This window comes from Streptomyces scabichelini (genome assembly GCF_011045015.1).
Classification (GTDB): Bacteria; Actinomycetota; Actinomycetes; order Streptomycetales; family Streptomycetaceae; genus Streptomyces; species Streptomyces scabichelini.
The window spans coordinates 28,264-44,473 of record NZ_JAAKZY010000008.1 but is presented as its reverse complement, the minus strand read 5'-3'; the positions used below and the strand labels follow the sequence as shown (position 1 = coordinate 44,473).

The window sequence follows — 16,210 nt, the reverse complement described above, 5'->3', positions numbered from 1 at the left end:
GACGCCATGACCGTGCCCTGACCGTGCGCAGGGACCCTGGGGTCACAGACCCTGAGATCACAGGTGCTGCTCGTTCCGGCGGAACGCCCGGTACTCGTCCTGGCCCTCCTTGACGTATTCCGGGATCGGGAAGTCCCACCAACCCGGCACCCACGGGCCCGCGGCGTCGCGTGCGGTGGGGATCTGCACCAGTACCGGCTCGTTGAGCGTGACCGCCTTGCGAAGGGTCTCCTCTAGTTCCGCGTCGCTCTCGACTCGGAAGGACGTCAGCCCGAACGCCTCGCCGAGTGCCTTGAAGTCGGGGCTGTAGGGCGAGCCGTCGGGGTGATTGAACTCCGTGCCGATGTGACGGTTGGTCTGCTTGCGCTGGCCGCCCCGGATTGACATGTAGCCCGCGTTGTCCTGCACCACGAACACGACCGGGATGTTGTGCGTCACGCACACGCCGATCTCCTGGGACGTCATCAGGAAGTCGCCGTCGCCGAGAACGCAGACCACGACCCGGTCGGGCGCGCCCAGTTTGGCCCCGATGGCGGCCGGTACCGCCCACCCCATGGACGAGAAGCCTCCCGAGGTGAGGTGCGTCCGTGGCGCGTAGACGGGGAACGTCTGCTTGACCGCGCCCTGGGTGTTGCCGGAACCGGCGACGATGATCGCGTCCCGTGGCAGGACCTTGCGGAGGGCTCCCAGGGGGCGTTGGGAGGTAAAGGGGAAGCGGTCGGAATCGCGGCGATCTGACAGCTGTGCCTCCCAGTTGGCCTTCCTCTCGGCGAGCTCCATCTCGTAGGAGGAGCGGTCCGGGCCGTCGGCGGGCAGCGCGTCCGCGATCTGCCCCACCGTCACCTTGGCGTCCGCGACGATGCCCACCGCGACCGGGTAGTTCTTCCCGATCTCCTGTGGGTCGACGTCGATGTGGATCAGCTTGGAGTCCGGGATCGAGAAGGTCACGCCCTTCGCATAGCTCGAGGCGGACCAGTCGGTGAAGCGGCAGCCCACGGCGATGACGACATCGGCGGTGGAGGCGATGGTGTTGCCGACCGGGGTTCCGGTCTGGCCGACGCTGCCGGCGAAGAGGTCGTGGTCCTCGGGGAAGGCACTCTTGCCGTTCCATGTCGTCACGACCGGAATGCGCCACTTCTCGGCGAGCCGCAGGATCTCCCCGGGAGCCTCACTGGTGATGGCGCCGCCACCGACCACCATGACCGGCCGCTGCGCAGCGGACAGCACTTCCACGGCGGCGGCGATCGCGGCCGGGTCCGGGTGGGCGACCCCGACCGGAAGCCGCTGCTCCAGCGCGTGGACATCCACGTCCGCGCTCTCGGCCTGGACGTCCATGGGGATCTCCAGATGGACCGGGCCCGGCCGTCCCGTCTTCATGGCGCTGAAGAGCCGCTGCATGATGAACGGCAGTTCGTCCACGCGCTGGGCCACCCAGTGCCGCTTGGACACAGCTTCGGCGATCTTGGGGAAGTCGTTCGCCGTGAAGCGTTCCAGTTCCTGGAGAAGGCCGTGGCCGCGCATATGGGTCGGCGGCCCTCCGGTGATCAGAATGGTGCTCGTGGAGTCGGTGTACGCCGTCGCCATGCCGATCACCGTGTTGCTGGCACCGGCGCCGATCGACGTCACCGCGGCCATCGGCTGTCCGGTGACCCGGTAGTAGCCGTCCGCCATGTGCACGGCGCTCTGCTCGTGGAACACCTGGATGAAGGGGATCTCGGAGCCCTTTTCCAGGAAGGCGTCGGTCAGGGACCAGATGCCGTGGCCCGGGATGCCCGCGACGTATTTGACGCCGTATTTCTTGAGGGCCTGCGCCACGATCTGTCCGCCGGTCAGCTCAGCCATGGATCGTCCTCTCTGTGAGTGCCGCCGTAGAGTCTGTGAGTGCCGCCGTCGAGTGGGTCGAGGTCGAGTGGGAGGCCCGCAGCTGCCGGGCGACTTCGACGGCGTCTCCCTCGGGAGCGCTCGATCCCCGGGACGGCTTCATGACCAGCAGATAGGTGAGTCCGGTGCCGGCAACGACGAGGAAGCCGATCAGGGAAATCCACCGGTCGTAGAACGGCAGGCTCCCGTCACCGGACGGCTTGGCGAGCAGCACCATGGCGAAGACACCGTACGCGAGTGCGGAGACCGACACCGGCCAGCCTGCCCTGCCGAGCGAGAACCTGCCCGCCGGGCGCCAGCCCTTCCGCCGGGCGCGCATCGATGCCAGGACGACCATCTGGAAGGCGAAGTACCCGGCGAGCATCTGGAAGGCCGCGATGCGCAGCAGCGAATCGGGCGAGAAGTAGATGAAGACGTACAGCCCGACCGGCAGCACATTGGCGGCGATGAGCGCGTTGACGGGGACGTGCGTCCGAGGGGAGAGCCTGGAGAACCAGGCGCTGCGCGGGAACATGTCGTCCCGTGCGAACGAGAAGATCAGCCGGCTCGCCGCCGCCTGCTGGCCCATGACGCAGGCCAGGAACGAGGTCAGGGCCACGACCAGGAAGATCTTGGTGCCCACCGTGCCGAGCGTGCTCTGCAGGATGACCGGGATCGGATTCGTGATGTCACCGTTGACGATGCCCTGGAGGTCGGGGGCGGCCAGGACGTACCCGACGAAGGCGAACAGTGCCGCCGCTCCCCCGATCAGGACGGTCATCTGCATGGAGCGGGGAATCGTACGACCCGGGTTCGGCGTCTCCTCCGCGACCTCGCCGCACGCCTCGAAGCCGTAGAAGAGGAGGAGTCCGACCAGCGCGGAGGCGAGGAAGGGCGAGGCGTAGCCGCCGGTGCCTCCGGTTCCCATCGTGTCGAAGAAGACCGACACGGAATTGTGCCGCTCGAAGACCAGCAGATAGAGCCCGACCAGGATGATCCCGCCGAGTTCGGCCGCGAGGCCCACCTTGGCGATCCGGGCCAGCGTCTTGCTCCCCGTGGCGTTGAGCAGCAGTCCGACCAGTGTGACGACGATCGCGATGACGAACTTCTGGCCCGGCGTCGACGCCGTTCCCGGGTCTGCGGCATTCCCGTTCAGGAGCGCCTGGACGAAGTCGGCGCTGAACAGTGCGGTCGTGGTGATGCCGATGATGACGCCGGCGATGTAGATCCACGAGAGCATCCAGGCGTACGAGCCGCTCCACAGCCGACGGGCCCACTGGTACAGGCCGCCCGCGATCGGGTACTGGGACACGACTTCGCCGAAGACCAGGGAGACGAGGAACTGTCCGCCCGCGGCGATGAGGATCCACCAGAAGACCGGTGGCCCCGCCGTCGTCAGCCCCAGGCCGAACAGGGCGATGATTCCGACCAGCGGAGAGAGGTAGAGGAAGCCGAGAGCGAAGTTCGACCAGAGGCTGACGCTGCGATCGAAGCCCTCCTCGTAGCCGAGCGATCTCAAGTAGGCGTCGTCGGAGGGTGATTCCCGCAGGGGAGACGGATCTGACATGAGCGGTCCTTCATGACGGAGGGAAGGAACAGGGCTGTGGGAGCGGGGGGTCAGGAAGCATCAGGGGGGTCAGGAAGCATCACGGGAGTCAGGAATCATTGGAGGATGCGCGCCAGGGGATGTTCGCCGCGTCGAACCCGGCAGCCCGTACGTCACCCGACCTCGCGTGGCCCTCGAAGTTCTCCAGGCGGCTCATGCGGCCGCAGAGCTCGCCGAGGAAGGCGCTGCTGCTCGTATCACGGATCTCCTGGTAGGTGACCGTGCGCAGGTATTTGCCGACCCAGAGGCCACCGGTGTAGCGGGCGGCTCCCCGCGTGGGCAGCACATGGTTGGTGCCGATGACCTTGTCGCCGAACGCCACGCAGGTGTTCTCGCCGAGGAAGAGCGCTCCGTAGTCACGCATCTTGTCCAGAGCCTCGCGTGGCGTCCGAGTCAGGATCTGCACGTGCTCGGACGCGTACCGGTCGGCCAGTGCGTACGCCTCGTCCAGGGTGTCGACGAGGTGGACGGCGCCGTGATCGCGCCACGCCTTCGAGGCGATGTCACGCGTCGGCAGGTCCACGAGCAGCCGGTCGATCCAGTCGAGGGCTCCCTTGCCCACGCGTTCGGACGTCGTGATGAGCACTGCGGGGGAGTCGGGTCCGTGCTCGGCCTGGCTGAGCAGGTCCACGGCGACCACGAAAGGATCGGCGGAGTCGTCGGCGACGACCAGGACCTCGGTGGGCCCGGCGAACAGATCGATGCCGACCTCACCGAAGAGCTGCCTCTTCGCCTCTGCGACATACGCGTTGCCCGGTCCCGCGATGATGTGCACGGGATCGATCGTCTCGGTCCCGAGGGCAAGGGCGGCGATGGCCTGCACGCCGCCGAGCACGTAGATCTCCTCGGCACCCGCGAGATGCATGGCGGCGACGCTGACCGGCGGCACCTCGCCCCGGTTCGGCGGCGTGGTGGCCGCGACGCGCTCGACGCCCGCCACCTTCGCCGGCACGATCGTCATGTGGGCCGAGGCCGTCAGCGGGTAACGCCCGCCCGGCACATAGGCGCCGGCCGCGGCCACCGGGATGTTCTTCTGGCCGAGGAAGACGCCGGGCAGCGTCTCCATCTCGACGTCGTGCAACGACTCACGCTGGGCACGGGCGAAGTCGCTCACCTGCTTCTGGACGAAACGGATGTCTTCGAGCACGGTGCCCGGCAGTGACGCCACGATCGCCTCGATCTGCGCGGTACTGAGCCGGAACGAGTCGGGCTGCCAGTCGTCGAAGGTGGACGAGTGGCGCCGTACCGCCTCGTCACCTTCCGCTCGTACATCGGCGATGACCTGAGCCACCGTCTGCGCCACCTGAGAGTCACCGGTCGGCGCATCGGCCTGGCCGGCGGGACGCTTCAGCATGCGCGGCGGGTCAAAGGTCACGGTGGTTCTCCTGCTGGGTGCGGGGGGGGAGAGAGAGAAGGGGGGAGCGGAGGGCTCGTGCCGTCGAGTCTGCCCATTGGTGCACCGGGGAGTTAGACTCACAATGTGCAGTGATAATTGATCTAGTTGCTCACATTGTGTGTGTTCGAGAGTGATGGTGCGGGGGTCATGATGCGGGAGTCACGGTGTCGTTGACGGTGGAAGGCGCTCTGTCGCTCGAGGTCTTCTCGCGCGTCCCCTTCACGCTGTACGCGGGCAAGGAGAACCTGCACCGGACCGTGCGGTGGGTCCATCCCGTCGAGATCCCGGACATCGCGCGGTTCCTCAAGGGGGGCGAGATGCTCCTGACGGCCGGGCTGGGGATCGATCACACGGCGAGCGCCCAGCGGGCCTATGTGCGAGCGCTGGCCGAGGCGGGTGCCGCCGTACTCGTCATCGAGCTCAGCGGGCGCGCCTACACCGAGATGCCCCGGGTCCTCGTCCACGAGGCGGCCCGGCTGGGGCTTCCGCTGGTGGGGCTCGACGGCGAGTTGCCCTTCGTCGAGGTGTCGGCCCAGGTGCACGGCAGCCTGGTCGACCACCGCATCAGCGAGCTCACCGCGTACGAGCGTCTCAACGACACCTTCATGCGGCTGCTGCTCGCGGGGCGCGACCACGTGGCCTTCACCCAGGCCCTCGCGGACGAGATCGCCCGGCCGGTGATCCTCGAGGACGCCTCCCGCCGGGTCGTCGCCTATTCCTCGGGCACCGGCGCCTCCGACTCCGTGGTCAGCAACTGGGACCTGCACTCCCGTGTCCTGCACGCCCGCGACTCCCATGAGGGGCCGCTCGTCGCGTCGGTTCCCCTGACGCCTTCCGGCGAGGGGGAGGCACCGGGCACCGCGGCGGCATGCACGCGCCGCGCGATCCTCATCCGCGGCGAACGGTGGGGCTGGCTGCACGTCATCCACGACAGCGATGCGCTCTCCAGCCCCGCCCAGCACGCGATCGACCGGACCGCGGATGCGATCGCGATCAGCGTGCTGAGCGCGCGCCAGGTCCGAGCCCAGGCGGCCCAGCGGGAAAACGCCCTGGTCAACCGACTCCTGCTCGGCGACATCTCCGGTGAGGCGTTCATCTCGCGGGCGCTTCGGCTGGGCAAGGATCTGCGAGGCCGTCCCCTGCTGGCGATCTGCGCCGTCAAGGAATCGGCGCCCGACCCCGAGGACCGTACGAGTCTGGTGGCGGCCTTCGAGTCGATCGCACTGCCGGCCGTGGTCGCCGACATCGGCGACCACGTCATGGCCATCGTCGGGCTCGCGCGGGCCCAGGACGAACCCCAGGTCGCCGCACACCTCTCAGGTGAGGAGCTGCGAGCCGGGGTCAGCCGCAGCTGCCCGCCGACGGAACTGTCCACCGCGATCCGCCAGGCGAGGAGCGCGGCTTCGGTCGCCGCCACCCATTCCGGCCGCGAGGTGGTCCGCTTCGACGATCTCGGCCTGCTGCGTCTCCTGGTGTCCCTGTCGCAGGGGCCTGAACTGGCCAACTACGTCGACGACGAACTCGGGCCCGTGCTGCGGCATGACGCGGACTCCCCCCACCCGCTGCTGCCGACTCTGCGCGCCTTCCTGGAGAACGACGCCAACAAGTCCAAAACCGCCGACCAGCTCTACATCCAGCGCCGCACGCTCTATTACCGCCTGGACCGTCTCGACGCGCTGCTGGGCCGCTCACTCGACGAGAGCGACGTCCGCCAGAGCCTGGCGCTCGCCCTGCGCGGCCTCGATCTGCTCCAACAGGGCCGTGTGCGGACTATGAAATCCGGCAGCTGAAGATTGCACACTCTGTGCGCGGTCCGTGAGCCTCACCCGAACTAACGTGATCGTGGGATCGCGCGTAGGCATCCGCGTAGGCGTCCGGCCACGTCCCTTGTCACGAGGAGTGAGCGATGACCGATGTATTCCGTGCCGACCAGGCCGCCGTTGTCACCGATCCTCCGGCCGAGATCGACTGCGACATCGCCATCATCGGTTCGGGTATGGGCGGTGGCACCCTGGCCTACGCGCTGCGTGATTCCGGTGCCCGTGTACTCATCGTCGAACAGGGCGACTTCCTGCCCAGGGAGCTGTCCAACTGGTCGCCCCGCGAGGTCCATATGCAGGGCAGATACAAGAATTCGGCCATGTGGTACGAGGCCGGCACAGGCCGCGGATTCACACCGGGCAACTACCACTACGTCGGCGGCAGCACGAAAATGTACGGCGCCACGCTGCCGCGCTTCCGCGAGATGGACTTCGACGACGTCGAGCACCCCGACGGACTGTCACCGGCGTGGCCACTGACGTATGCGGACATCGAGCGTCACTACGCGCAGGCCGAGTCGATCTTCTGGGTCCACGGTCTGAAGGGGGAGGACCCCAGCGAGCCGTGGCGCTCGACGGACTTCCCGCATCCGCCCGTGCCGCACGACGACACCGTGGCCGAATACGTCGAGAGCCTGCGCGGGCAGGGACTCCACCCCTTCAGCCTCCCCACCGCCATCGACTACGGGCCGGAGGGCAACTGTCTGTGGTGTGCGACCTGCGACGCCTTCCCGTGCATGGTCGATGCCAAGGGCGACGCCGATGTCGCGGCCGTCCGGCCCGCTCTGAAGTCGCCGACGGTGCGCCTGCTGACCCGCGCCGAAGTCCTTCGCCTAGACACCGACGGTTCGGGCAAGGAGGTGGTGGCCGCACAGGCCGTGCACAACGGCACGCCCGTCCGGATCACCGCCAAGCGCTTCGTCGTCTCGGCCGGTGCCGCGAACACGGCGGCACTGCTCCTGCGCTCCTCCTCCACGTCGCATCCCTCCGGCCTCTCCAACGGCTCCGACCAGGTCGGGCGCAACTACATGACCCACGTCACGTCGTTCTTCCTGGCGGTCGACCCCCGGCACACCAACAAATCGGTCTTCCAGAAGACCATCGGCGTCAACGACTGGTACCACCCCGGCGCCGACACCCGGTACCCGCTGGGCAATGTGCAGGGCCTCGGAAAACTCCAGGGGGCCAGCGTGAAGAACGCGCGCCGGATGGTTCCCAAGGTCATCCTCGACGCCGTCACCCACCGCACCCTCGATCTGTTCCTGCAGACCGAGGACATCCCGCTGCCGGAGAACCGCATCACCCTGGGCTCCGGCGGCCGGCTCACTGTCGCCCGCAAGCCCACCAACATGGCGTCGCACAAGGAACTCGCCTCGCGCATGAAGGCGGTGTCCCGCAAGGCCGGTTACCCGGTCGCACTCATCCAGTTGCTCGGCATCGAGGCGTCGTCCCACCAGTGCGGCACCGCACGCATGGGCCTGGATCCCGCGACCAGCGTCGTCGACCCGTACTGCAAGTCCCACGAGGTCGACAACCTGTGGATCGTCGACTCCTCGCCCTTCCCGTCCTCGGCCGCGGTGAATCCCGCCCTGACGGTCGCGGCCCTCGCCCTGCGGGTCGCCGAGTCCGGTCAGCTCATCGCGTGAGCCCACGAAAAGAACCAGGAGCAGGCCATCAACGCATCCAATACATCCAACACGTCCAATAAACCCAGTACATCTCGTGGTGGGATTCCCACTCTGAGATCCGTCGACCACGTCGCTTTCACCGTGCCCGACCTCGACGAGGCGATCGCCTTCTTCGTGGATCACGTCGGCGGCGAATTCATCTTCCGTGACGGCCCGTTCGTGGATGAGGCGGGGGACGGCATGACCCGCAGGCTCAACGTCGACGCGCGAGCCGGCTGCACTCTCGCCATGGTCCGGCTCGGCCGTCTGAACCTGGAGTTGTTCGAGTACACCGCACCGCAGCGGTCGACGACCCAGCCGCGCAACAGCGACATCGGCGGGCACCATTTGGCCCTTTATGTCGACGACGTGGACGCGGCACGCGCCTATCTGTCGGCTGTTCCCGGTGTGACCCTCATGGAGGGCCCCAACGGGGTCGCCGACGACTCACCGGTCTTCGGCCAGCGATGGTTCTACTTCACCACCCCGTGGGGGCTCCAGATGGAGATCACCTCCTGCGCCGACGGCACGTTCTACCGGGGACTCCCGGGCGAGCGCATGGCACCGCCGGCGTAGACGCCGTAGATGCAGTAGATGTCGCAGACCTCGGGATGACTCGGCCGTTGCTGACGGTCAGTCGTTCCCCGGAGTCCGCCACCGGGGAAGAACGTCCGCGGCGATCCGGTCGACCACCGACCGCGGCGCGGAGAACGGACCCTGCGCACGCGGCCACGGGGCGACGACGTCGGTGAACCCCAACTCGTCGGCCCGGCCCAGAAAATCGTCGAAGCAGTCGGCCGACTGGATACTGAGCACCGGTGCGGCATCGGTCTGCAGCATCCGCCGGAACTCCGGATCAGCCTCACGTCCGTGCGTCGCAAGGGCAGCCGTCATCCGGTCGCTCGCCTCCGAGACGAGACCCCACCACTCGTCGAGCCGCTCCGCCATCCCGCCGATCGTCACCCACCCCTGCCCGTACTGCGCCGCGACAGATGCTGCCCCGGGACCGTTGGCCGCCACGATGAACGGCAGCCGCGGCCGCTGCCGGCAGCCGGGCACCGTACGAGCGTCGACGGCGGAGTAGTAGTCGCCCTGGAAGGAGACATGGTCCTCGCGCAGGAGCCGATCGAGCAGCTCGACGAACTCGCCGAACCTGCGCACCCGGCTCTTCGGCGCTCCCGCCCCGAACACGTCGACGTCGTACCCGCTCGTCGCGCCGGCGCCGACGCCGAGAGTGAGACGTCCTTCGCTGATCTCGTCGAGGCCGATCAGGTCGCGGGAGAAGGTCACCGGGTGGCGGAAGTTCGGGCTGGCCACCAGCGTGCCGATCTCCAGCCGTGACGTGACCAGTGCGGCGAGGGTCAGCGTCGGCATCGTGCCGTACCACGGGCCGTCGAGCAGCCCGTCCCAGCCGAGATGGTCGAAAGTCCAGCCGTGGTCGAACCCGTACTCCTCGACGCTCGCCCAGATCTTCCGGGCGGACTCCCCGGAATACTCCGGCAACACCGTCATCCCCACGCGCATGTACGCCTCCTCGTCCTCTCCGCACAGCATTGCCGCCACCCGGCGGGGTTCCAATGCGCAAGACATGCAAGCCCCCGGGCCCCGACTGCACATCCCGTGCACATCCTGCCCGTGCATGTCCTGCCCGTGCACGGCCTGTCCGTACGGCTCGGCCGGTCGGCGCACTCGCCGCCGCCCTGCGCCTGATTCAAGCCATTCGGCATAGTCGGGCGATTGGTTCGCATTGGCCGGTTGACACGACTTGACCGTTTCGGCCATCTTTTTGGGAGCGCTCCCACCCCCCTATCGCTTTTCTGCGACTGCTTCTTCGCCGTACGTCCGTCCTTTGTCCGTCGAACCGGAAAGTGACCGCACGTATGCCTGACCGCAATCCCGTACAGCCCGGATCCACCGTCGGCACCCCATTCGTGGAGCGCAATCTCGACCTGGTCGGCAAGCTCTACCAGCGTTCCGTGTACCCGGCCGTCCTCGACGTCGCCCACGGCAAGCGCCTGGCCGCGCCGCTCGTCGTCGACCTCGACCCCACGACCGTGTGCGACCTCGCCTGCCCGGAGTGCATCAGTACCCAGGTGCTGCACCACGGACAGATAGACAAGGACCGCATCGTCCGCCTCGCCCACGAGCTGGCCGCCTCGGAGGTCCGCGCGGTGATCCTGATCGGCGGCGGCGAACCGTTACTTCACCGCGCCGTCGGACGGATCATCGAGGTGCTCCACGAGGCCGGCATCCCACTCGGCCTGGTCACCAATGGCACCCAGATCCACCGTCACATCGACCAGCTCGCCGGGATGATGTCCTGGGTGCGGGTCTCGATGGACGCCGGAAGCGCGGACACCTACCAGGCCTTTCGCCCCAGCCGGAGCAAGCGCAGCGCCTTCCCCCAGGTCGTCGAGAACATGCGGCTGCTCGCCGCGCGCAAGCAGGGCCGGCTCGGCTACTCGTTCCTGCTCATGCAGCGCTTCGACGACGACGGGAAGGTCACCGACTCCAACTACGACGAGGTGTACCGGGCCGGGGTGCTGGCCCGGGAGATCGGCTGTGACTACTTCGAGGTCAAGGCGATGCTGGACGAGGACCACTACACGGTCAACCAGCGTTCCGAGGACATCGAGGCGGTCGAGGACCAGATCGCCCGGCTGCGCGCGCTGGAGGACGACTCCTTCCACATCCTGCACTCCTCCAACTGGCAGGCCGTGCGCCGCGATGCCGACCCCGTGCAGCCCAAGGAGTACCGAAGCTGCGCTGTCGCCGAGCTGCGTACCACCGTCACTCCCACCGGCGTCTTCGTCTGCCCTTACCACCGGGGCAACCCCAAGGGCCGTATCGGCGACATCCAGCGGACGGGGTTCGCCGAGATGTGGTCGGCGGCCGACACCACGGTGATCGACCCCAGCGAGGACTGCCGCTTCGTGTGCGCCCGGCACGGCACCAACCAGGAGATCGCACTGCTCCCAGGGCGCCCCCAACCGGCCGATCCGGTCGAGGACTTCGACCCCTTCATCTGACGCCGACCCTCCTCACCGACGTCGGCCCTCTTCACTGACGCCGGCCCACTTCATCTGACGCCGGCCTCAGCCCGGGCGCTCCTCTGCCACCCGCACAGGCGCCCCCTGCACAAGCGCCCCCCTTGCACGTCTGCCCCCATCGCCAAGGCCCAGGAGCACACATGCACTTAGCCGTCATCGGAGCCGGTCCCGCGGGGCTCACCTGCGTCAAGCAGGCCCTCGCCGACGGCCACGACGTGGTCTGCTACGAGAAGCACCAGGACCTCGGCGGCATCTGGAACCCCGCATCCGGCGGCGCGTACGCGGGGGTCCGGATGCAGAGCTCGCGCATGAGCATGCCGTTCTCCGACCACCCGCCCGGCTTCGCCGCCGACTTTCCCACGCAGGACGAGGTGCAGGCGTACCTGCGCTCGTACGCCGAGGATTTCGGCCTGCTCGACTCGGTGCGATTCGGCCACGAGGTCGTCCGGGTCGCGAAGGACGGCGGACGCTGGCGGGTGACGGCCCGTCACTCCGGCGGCGCGGGGGAGCACTCCGAGCACGTCGACGCCGTCCTGGTCGCCAACGGCGAGCTGTGGCGGCCCCGGCTCCCGGACGGGGGCCTCCCGCCGCCCGGGACCGGTGTCCGGGTGCTCACGGCCCCCGAGTACCGCGGTCCTGCCGCATTCGCCGGGCAGCGGATCCTGGTCGTCGGCGGCGGGGTGAGCGGCGCCGACATCGCCGCCGACCTGGCCCCGCACGCCGCCCGGGTGGACTGGTCCGTGCGCCGCGAGGCGCTGTTCCTGCCGCGCAGCATCGCCGGCGCCCACAACGACGCCCTGTTCTCCTACGCGGGCCGGGTCGCCGTGGAGGAGGTGCCGTACGCCGTGTACCTGGACTGGCTGGCCGAGTGGCTGCCCGAGTACATGCGCATGTACCGGGCCACCGGACTGCTGCCGCAGCGCGGCTTCCACGGCGCGGTGCACATCAACGAGAAGATCGTCCCCGCCGTGTACGGCGGCGAGGTGCACCCGGTGCCGGCCTTGGCGGAGTTCACCGCCGACGGCCGGGCGGTCCTCGCGGACGGCACCGGTGACCGGTACGACGCCGTGGTGCTGTGCCTCGGCTACGAGCCGCCCGACTACGGCTTCATCGACGCCCTGCGCCGCGAGGACCTGTACGAGCACCACTTCTGGCGGCACGACCCGACCCTGGCCGTGGTCAACACCCCTGTGGACACCGAGGCGTTCGGCACCGCCTGCCCGTATTTCGAGGCGGTCGCCGGCTGGGTGCTGAGCGTGTTCGGCGGCAAGGCGACGCTGCCCGGCCCCGCCGAGCGCGCCGAGTGGTGCGCCCGCCATATGTCCGCACTCCACGACCGGCGCTACCTCGACTGCTGGCTGGAGACCATCCGCCTCGGGCTGCTCAGCGGTGCGCTGCCCGACCCGGCCGTGCACTTCCGGGCCTACTGGGCCCTCGTCTCCAGCCAGGTCGACCCCGCCAACCTGCGCCCGGGGCGGGCCCGTTCGCTGCCCGCCGTGCACGACGGGCGGCTTGACCTGGCCGGCGTACGGCATCGCGTCCTGGCCGCGCTGCCGGCCGGCGCCCGGGAACGGCTCCTGGCCCACGGGGAGATCGACGCGGCCGATCTGACGGCGGCCGCGCGGGTTCCCGCCGGCCGGGAGCTTGCGCCCTGGCTGCCGTACCGGCAACGCGACAGCGGACCCGCAGGACCGGCCGAGGGGAGGGCGGCGTGAGCGCCGAAGCCGAGGCCGAGACCGTGACCGAGGCCGCGGCGGGCAGCCGGTGGCGCCTGATCGGCGACCCCGCGGTGCGCAACCTGATCGCCGCCAGCGCGGCGGTGGGGGTGGCCGGTGCGTTCGTGGTGCCCACCACCAGCCTCTTCCTGACCGAGACGATCGCCGCCACGCCCCTGATGGTCGGCCTGTTCTTCGCGGCCCGGTCGATCGCGGAGATCGGCACGGACGTGGTGGTGGGCGCGCTCTCGGACCGGCTGGGCGACCGCCGCACGATCCTGGTGCTGACCGCGCTGCTGAACGCGGCCGGGGCCCTGTGCTACACGTTCCTGCGCGACTACTCCCTGCTGCTCGTGACCGGCATGATCTTCTTCGGCCTGGGCGGCGCGTGCTTCGGCCAGCTCTTCGCCTACACCCGGGAACTCGCGGACGCGCGGGGCGTGGACGCCCCGTTCTTCAACGGCCTCCTGCGGGCGGTCACCTCACTGGCCTGGGTGGTGGGCCCGCCGCTCGCCTTCTGGGTGATCGCCCGCTGGTCCTTCACGGCGCTGTACGCCGCGACGGCCGGCCTGTCCCTGCTGGCGGCGGTGCTGTGCCGGTGGGGGCTGCCGCGCCCCGACGGACCGGCCCCGGCCGAGCAGGCCGAACCGGACGCAGAGCCGGTCCCCGGGCTGCGGGGAATGTTCGCCGGGGTCGGGCCGCGCACGGCGCTGGTGCTCGGGTCCGTCGTCCTGCTGCTCGGCGCCAACATGATGTACCAGATCAACCTCCCCCTCTTCGTCACCGACGACCTGGAGATGAGCGCCCAGTTCGCCGGTCTGCTGCTCGGGGTGAGCGCCGCGCTGGAAATTCCGCTGATGGTGATGGTCGGCGTCTGGGCGGACCGCATCGGCAAGCAGCGGCTGATGGTCGCGGCGACCGTCTGCGCCACCTTGTTCTTCGCCCTTCTCCCGCTGGCGGACAGCCGTCAGCTGCTGCTGGCGCTGCAACCTCTCAACGCGGCCTGGGCGGCGGTGGCTCTGAACATCCCCGTCGTGCTGCTCCAGGACAGCCTGCCGGGCCGGTTCGGCACCGCCTCGGCCCTGTACTCCAGCGCCTTCAAGGCCGGCATGTTCCTGGGCGGCCTCACGGTCGGCACGGTGGCCACCTGGACCGGCTACACCCAGGTCTTCTGGGTGTGCGCGGGCCTGACCGGGCTGGCCGGGCTGCTCGTGTTGTTCCAGCGCTCCGACCCCGCCGGCCACTCCACCGGTTCCACCAACCCTCGCGAAGGGAACGCCGCGTGACCACGCCGCCCGCCTGCACGGTCGTCGTACCCACCTACAACCGCGCCGGACTCCTCAAGCACACCCTCGACTCCCTGTGCCGTCAGCGGCTCGCAGCCGACGACCACTTCGAGGTGGTGGTCGCGGACGACGGCTCCGCCGACGAGACCGCGGAGCTCGTCGCCGCCTACCGCGACCGGCTCGACGTGCGCCACCACTTCCAGGAGGACGAGGGCTACCGCGCCGCGAAGGCCCGCAACGCCGGCATCGAGCACGCCCGCGCCGACATCTGCGTGTTCGTGGACTCCGGGGTGATCCTGCACTCCGGCGCGCTGGCCGCCCACCTGGCCGCGCACCGGCAGACGTTCGGGCCCACGGCGGTCGTCGGCTACGTCTTCTGCTTCAACGAGGACAACGAGGACGGCAAGGAGATCACCGCGTCCCTCGACTTCGCCGACCCGGACGCCTCCTTCGCCGAGTTCGCCGCTCGGCGCCGCTGGCTGGACATCCGGGAGGACTACTACGAACGCTACGGCGAGGACCTCGACGCCCTGACGGCGCCCTGGCTGATGTGGTGGACCTGCAACTCGTCGGCCGACACCGGGCTGCTGCGCGAGGTCGGCGGCTTCGACGAGGCGTACCGGGCCTGGGGCGCGGAGGACGTCGACCTGAGCTACCGGCTGCGTACGGCCGGCGCCCGCTTCGTGCTGCGTCGCGAAGCGACCGCGCTCCATGTCCCGCATCCGAAGGACTACGAGGCCAACATGCGTTCGGCGGCGAGCAACTACCAGTACTTCGCCGCCAAGTACGACACCCCGGTCGCCCACCTGGTGCCGTACCACCACTTCCACGAGATCGAGGACATCCTGCGCTCCCGGGGGCTGGCCGACGGCGAGGTCACCGACCGGTTCGGCACGGTGATCCGGCCGATCGACCAGATGGACGCCGAGCGGGCCGCCGCGGCACGGCCCGCCGACGAACCGGCCGCCGCCGGCCCAGCTCCCGCCTCCGCCCCGGACGGTGCCCGGTGACTCCGCCGCTGCTCGGCATGTGGGTCTGGAAGGACCGTGAGGCGCGGCGCGGCACGCCCCGGGTGCTGGTCTTCTCGCCGCATCCCGACGACGAGGTGATCGCCTGCGGCGGCACCATGGCCCGGCTCACCGCCGAGGGCGCCCGGGTGGGGGTGGTGTTCGCCACCGACGGCGCGATGTCCCACTCGGCCGTGCTGGGCCTGCACACCGACCCCACGCCCGCCGAACTGCGCCTGATCCGCCGCGACGAGGCGCGCATGGCGGCCAAGACGCTGGGGCTGGCCGATGAGGCGGTGCGGTTCCTCGACCATCCCGACACCCGGCTCGCCGACCATCTGCCCCGGTTCCGCCGGGACGTCCTCGACGTGCTGCGCGAGCACCGGACCGTCACCCAGGTGTACGTCCCCCACGAGGTGAGGGAGCTCAACGCGGACCACCGGCTGACCGGCGAGACGGTGGTGTCCTGCCTGGCCGAGCTGGGGCTCACCCCGGACGTGTACCGGTACGTGGTGTGGGACGAACGCACCGAGGAGGAGTTCGGCTTCGTCAACCGCAACCCGGCGGCCGGCCCGGGCACGGGCACCGAGCGGCTCGTGTCCTTCGACATCGGCGAGTACCTGCCGCACAAGCAGGCCGCGTTCCGCGAACACCGCACCCAGGTCGAGCTGTACGCCCCGGGCCAGACCCGGCCGGTCGTGCCGCTGCCGTTCCAGGAGCGGGTGTTCGCCGCACGGGCCGAGGAGTTCTGGATCGCCGGGCCGGGCGGCGAACCCGGCACTCGGGAAGGGAAGTGACGACGA

General features: G+C 69.4%; 12 protein-coding genes. 8 read left to right on the top strand and 4 right to left on the bottom strand.

All coding sequences use genetic code 11. The features are described from left to right. Positions 1–57 precede the first annotated feature (57 nt). The 3 genes from G5C60_RS04295 to hisD form a co-directional block, all read right to left on the bottom strand. A complete protein-coding gene (locus G5C60_RS04295; RefSeq protein WP_165254827.1) occupies positions 58–1,842 on the bottom strand; it encodes a thiamine pyrophosphate-binding protein in 1,785 nt (594 codons plus the stop codon). Next, entirely contained in the window at positions 1,835–3,427 is a 1,593-nt protein-coding gene (locus G5C60_RS04290) for an APC family permease (RefSeq protein ID WP_165254826.1), read from the bottom strand. The genes G5C60_RS04295 and G5C60_RS04290 overlap by 8 nt, the downstream gene beginning before the upstream one ends. A gap of 88 nt (positions 3,428–3,515) precedes the next feature. Next, a complete protein-coding gene (hisD, locus tag G5C60_RS04285; protein ID WP_478502767.1) occupies positions 3,516–4,841 on the bottom strand; it encodes a histidinol dehydrogenase in 1,326 nt (441 codons plus the stop codon). A gap of 185 nt (positions 4,842–5,026) precedes the next feature. Here hisD and G5C60_RS04280 point away from each other — a divergent pair, with 185 nt between their 5' ends. From G5C60_RS04280 to G5C60_RS04270, 3 genes are all read left to right on the top strand, one after another. After that, positions 5,027–6,652: a PucR family transcriptional regulator ligand-binding domain-containing protein gene (locus G5C60_RS04280; protein WP_165254825.1), complete on the top strand. Its 1,626-nt coding sequence runs from the start codon at positions 5,027–5,029 to the stop codon at positions 6,650–6,652. 116 nt (positions 6,653–6,768) lie between these two features. Further along, entirely contained in the window at positions 6,769–8,328 is a 1,560-nt protein-coding gene (locus G5C60_RS04275; protein ID WP_165254824.1) for a GMC oxidoreductase, read from the top strand. Between the two features lie 27 nt (positions 8,329–8,355). After that, positions 8,356–8,925 (top strand): VOC family protein, encoded by a 570-nt coding sequence (locus G5C60_RS04270; protein ID WP_165254879.1) that lies wholly within the window; start codon positions 8,356–8,358, stop codon positions 8,923–8,925. A gap of 57 nt (positions 8,926–8,982) precedes the next feature. On the opposite strand, the gene G5C60_RS04265 is transcribed toward G5C60_RS04270, so the two are convergent. Then, entirely contained in the window at positions 8,983–9,873 is an 891-nt protein-coding gene (locus G5C60_RS04265; protein ID WP_165254823.1) for an LLM class flavin-dependent oxidoreductase, read from the bottom strand. A 356-nt stretch (positions 9,874–10,229) separates the two neighbouring features. Here G5C60_RS04265 and G5C60_RS04260 point away from each other — a divergent pair, with 356 nt between their 5' ends. The 5 genes from G5C60_RS04260 (at position 10,230) to G5C60_RS04240 (ending at position 16,204) form a co-directional block, all read left to right on the top strand. Beyond that, positions 10,230–11,378, top strand: coding sequence for a radical SAM protein (locus G5C60_RS04260; protein ID WP_165254822.1), 1,149 nt, complete (start codon positions 10,230–10,232; stop codon positions 11,376–11,378). Positions 11,379–11,539: 161 nt separating this feature from the next. After that, positions 11,540–13,114, top strand: coding sequence for a flavin-containing monooxygenase (locus G5C60_RS04255; RefSeq protein ID WP_165254821.1), 1,575 nt, complete (start codon positions 11,540–11,542; stop codon positions 13,112–13,114). Continuing rightward, the gene (locus G5C60_RS04250; RefSeq protein ID WP_165254820.1) at positions 13,111–14,400 is read left to right on the top strand and encodes an MFS transporter; all 1,290 of its coding nucleotides are present in this window, start codon (positions 13,111–13,113) and stop codon (positions 14,398–14,400) included. Before G5C60_RS04255 ends, G5C60_RS04250 begins: the two co-directional genes overlap by 4 nt. Continuing rightward, on the top strand, positions 14,397–15,410 hold the full coding sequence (locus G5C60_RS04245) for a glycosyltransferase (RefSeq protein ID WP_165254819.1): 1,014 nt from the start codon (positions 14,397–14,399) through the stop codon (positions 15,408–15,410). The genes G5C60_RS04250 and G5C60_RS04245 overlap by 4 nt, the downstream gene beginning before the upstream one ends. Further along, positions 15,407–16,204, top strand: coding sequence for a PIG-L family deacetylase (locus G5C60_RS04240; protein ID WP_165254818.1), 798 nt, complete (start codon positions 15,407–15,409; stop codon positions 16,202–16,204). The genes G5C60_RS04245 and G5C60_RS04240 overlap by 4 nt, the downstream gene beginning before the upstream one ends. Positions 16,205–16,210 lie beyond the last annotated feature (6 nt).